Source organism: Nonomuraea antimicrobica (assembly GCF_039536965.1).
Classification (GTDB): domain Bacteria; phylum Actinomycetota; class Actinomycetes; order Streptosporangiales; family Streptosporangiaceae; genus Nonomuraea; species Nonomuraea antimicrobica.
In genome coordinates, this window is sequence record NZ_BAAAZP010000183.1 from 1 (window position 1) to 3,799 (window position 3,799).

General features: G+C 62.6%; 2 protein-coding genes. One reads left to right on the forward strand and one right to left on the reverse strand.

The annotated features are described in order from the left end of the window. Positions 1-442: 442 nt before the first annotated feature. The gene (locus ABD844_RS41795) at positions 443-1,387 is read right to left on the reverse strand and encodes an exonuclease domain-containing protein (RefSeq protein WP_344891483.1); all 945 of its coding nucleotides are present in this window, start codon (positions 1,385-1,387) and stop codon (positions 443-445) included. A 631-nt stretch (positions 1,388-2,018) separates the two neighbouring features. On the opposite strand from ABD844_RS41795, the gene ABD844_RS41800 reads away from it, so the two are divergent. After that, positions 2,019-3,509 (forward strand): hypothetical protein, encoded by a 1,491-nt coding sequence (locus tag ABD844_RS41800; protein ID WP_344891486.1) that lies wholly within the window; start codon positions 2,019-2,021, stop codon positions 3,507-3,509. The last annotated feature ends 290 nt before the right edge of the window (positions 3,510-3,799 follow it).

The following is a 3,799-nucleotide window of genomic DNA, read 5'->3' on the forward strand; positions in this document are numbered from 1 at the left end:
CAGCTCGCGATCATGCTGTGACCAGCACCCCCGCCGCCACGGGTTGAAAAAGCCTCAGTGTCCCCATGATTGCTACGAGACTCGTAACCACGTTTGCCATCTGGTTAGTGGACCACGCGTAGCTGCCCTTCGTCATGCATACCGCGTTTCCCGCACATGTCCCCCTCTTCGAGGAGGACATGTGCCCGGGCCGGCAGGATGGCGAAGGCTGCCCGTGTGCAGGCGGTCGAGCTTCATTAGAGTCTGCACTAGAGCGGCATGTCGACACGCAGCGCGAATCAGCAAAAGTCAGTGAACCCGCTGACACGGAACGACTACACGGCCCATGGGGTAGCGTCCGACCGTGCGTACTGCTCAGCACACGTTGATTTGCCCTGGCGCCCTTACCCAGGGTTGGCAACGAAGGCAGTCGTGCTCAGTGGTGGTCGGAGCACGTGCCCGTTCACCCTCTCTTGGCGATTTCGCTACAGGCAAGCCGCTCCAGGAAGTCGGCCTCACTGATTATCTCTATCTGGTGACCTTTCGCGAGGAACTCCTCAGCCTTTCTGCTCTTACTACTCTGGTCGTCGCCTGGCCGTAGCCTGGCAGGGTCCTGGGTGCCGATTACCAGGACGTCAGTCTTACGGGTCACTCCGACCGCGGGCTGACCGCCAACTTCAGCAAGGTGGGTATGAGCTTCCTTGCGGTTCATACTGAGCAGTGTGCCGGTGAAGCAGACTGCAAGTCCGTAGAACGGTCCGTTGGGGTCTGCGTCGGGGTTCGCGTCGGGTATGGGAGCACGCGTGTTGCTGTTTGTGCTTTGGCATCCCGACCAGGAATCCGCCGAGATCCGCCCCATCCGGATCTTACGGTTGGCAAACAGGTCATGGAGCGTCATCGCCTCATGAAAACGCAGAGCGTCGAGCATGATTTCGGCGGCAGCGCGGGCGTCGGCTCCGGCTTCGTGATGACGGGGAAGCATGCTACCTGCCGCTTGGGCTACGTATGGCAGGCTGTATGAGGAGAGGGTCCAAGTTTTTCTCGCGACGACGAGGGAGCAGGCATAGCTGATGTCCGGCCAGAGGATGTTTGCTGCGGTGCAGGCTTCCCGGAGAACCCCGAGGTCGAAGGCGGCGTTATGGGCGACCAGCGGTCGTCCGCCCGCGAATGCGAGGATCTTCTGGAAGGTTTCCTCCCAAGTGGGTGCGTCCTTCACGCTGTTCTCACTGATGCCGTGAAGACCGACGTTGAAGGAGTCGAACCAAGAATATTTCGCGGGTGGCTTAATCAAGGTGGTGAAGGACTCGGTGATCCTCCCCGTCTCGACACTCACCATGCCAACCGCGCATGGACTTCCACGGTGTGAATTGGCGGTCTCGAAGTCGATCGCTACCCAAGAGTCGTTCACCTTGCTCCTCAGAACGGTGGGGTCTCCCCTTGATACAGATGCTTTCGATGGTGTCTCTACTGCCTCTGGTGTCCCGTGGGGTCGACACAAGCCCACGATGATAGACGCTTCTCGGAGGAACTTGGTTGACGATCAAACCGGAGCTGGGGGATCGCTGCCGCGGCCCTCCTTCGTCGGGCTTTGCCATCGGATGACGGAGGCTGAGGTGGCGCAGGAGTTGACGACAACATCGTCTACCACGAGCACACGGTGGCAGCCTCACGGCACCGCTGACCTCGGTCGACAGCACGAGCTTGGCGAGGAGATCCACTCGGCAGGCAGGAGACACGGCAATACCCCGGAGTGGGTGTGCTCACGGGTGCGTCGGTGCCGGTCTATCAACCGAGAGGTCTCCGAGCTTGCCGAGAGCCTTGCCCTTCTCGGCGAGAGAGGTGTGAGTGTAGATCGTTATGGTGACCTCGATGTCGCTGTGCTCCACGTTTCTCTCGGACAACGTCGGTGGCACTTCGAGATCGAGGAGACCCGGCTGAGACAGTGGTGACGCCACAGCACCGGCTGTGTGGCGGGTCGCCTGAGAGTGCCGACTGCGTGAAGGAGTCCTGACTCCGAGTCCCGATGCATGATGATCTGTGTGGGGATCACCAGGAACGCGATGGCGGCGAGCGCGTTAGGCGCGTTGCTGGACCGTTCGCTTGTGCAGATGGCGGACGCTTCGGCGGACGCCAGAACCTACGATCGCCAAACCATTCACACGGTCTCCGACGTCTGGGACAACAACACCTTCCTCGTGTTCCGCGCACTGGCCGCCCGTACATCGTGGGGCCGAAACCGGAGGGCACGTGCCGCCTTGGCGTGGATGGCCGCTCTCGGCGTGAAACGGCGGACGTGGATGGTGGAGCAATCGGCGATCGCCGGGTACGACTTGGAGTCGTTGCTGCCACCGCCGATGGAGAGCGACCGTCACCACCGTGATTACCAGGGCGTCGTGAGGGCGCCTACGGTGGCGCTGACGACGGAGGTCGCCGCGGGAATCGGCGTCGACTACGACCTGGCCACCGCCGAGGTTCGCTCGCTGGTACTGGAACGGCTAGGCACCCGGTTGACGGGCACGCTGGCTGTGGCCGCCCGACGCCGGTATGCCTCGGAACGACCGGCCGACGAAGTCGCTGAGTTATGGCTGTGGCTTGACGAGGTCACCGATGCGCGCTTTGATTCCCGCGACTCATCCGGGATCACCATGGGTTACGGGACGAGTCAGGTAGCGATCGGCATGGGGAAACGCGGAATCCTGCGTGCGGTTCGTGCCACCATCCATCCGGACGACATGGCATGGCACCTGTCCGCAGCGGGCCGGGCTCTCGATGCGCGAACCCCGACCGGCCCGCGGCCATCTCGTCGGACACCGCTGCCGCGACGGCAGAAACCGCTGGACGATGGCCCGTCGGCCGCTGTGACGATCCTGCACCATGCGATGTTGGAGATCCGCATGGTGCGCTACGCCCACCATGCCGGTCAGATCCCAGTCCGGTCTCTGTGCCTGGCGTTCGCCGGCGCGGGGGAGTCCATCCTCGCCGCAAGCGCGCATCGCAGGGCGAGCCGGCGTGAGAAGGCATTCCGCCAGTTGGTCGAAGGCTGGGTACGGAAGGGAGGACCTGACCTGGCTCCCTGGTTCGCAGGCCGCCTGCGCGATCTCGCCAGCAAGGTTTGCGGCACGACCCGAGAGTGGGTCAACTCGTTGATGCCACTGATAGAACGGGGCTTCGAGCCGGGGAGAGGGCCGGTCTCCGATCTGCCTGCGGAGGCCGAACTGCGGCTGGCCAAATACGTGGCTGCGCATACTCGGTATGACCTTCCACGCGCTGGCACGGCCCTGGTCCAGTTGGCCGTGCCGCCTCGTCCCCAAGCTGAGCGGGATGAAGTCTGGGACTTGTGTGGGTTGGAGTTCGAGAACCCTCATCTTTTCCAGGTGAGTGACACCGCCTTCCACGGCGCCACCAATCCACAGCTGATAGGAACCCCTGAGGCGGTCCGTTCCCTCAGCCTGAGCGGCGGCGACCTCACCATGTCCGCCGACGAAGCCGAGACGCGAGAGAAGCGAGTCGGCCAGAGTTGGTGGGGGTAGGCGACTTACATGTGGAGTAGGGCACGGTGCCTCGTGCTGTACAGCAACCGATACAGCAACACCGCCTTACGCAATCACCTGCCGCCACACCGCAGCGATCGTCTGAGCTGCTCGGGATGCCGTCAACGAGGCATCTGCCATTCACTCGTAATGAAGGGGTCTGGGGTTCGAATCCCCAAGGCGGCTCCAGGTCAGAGGCCCTCCGCAAGATCGCGGAGGGCCTCTGGGTGTCTAAGAGGTCCTAACAAAATGATCTAAGGCCGTGTCTGGTGGTCTCGTTGATCGTTGAT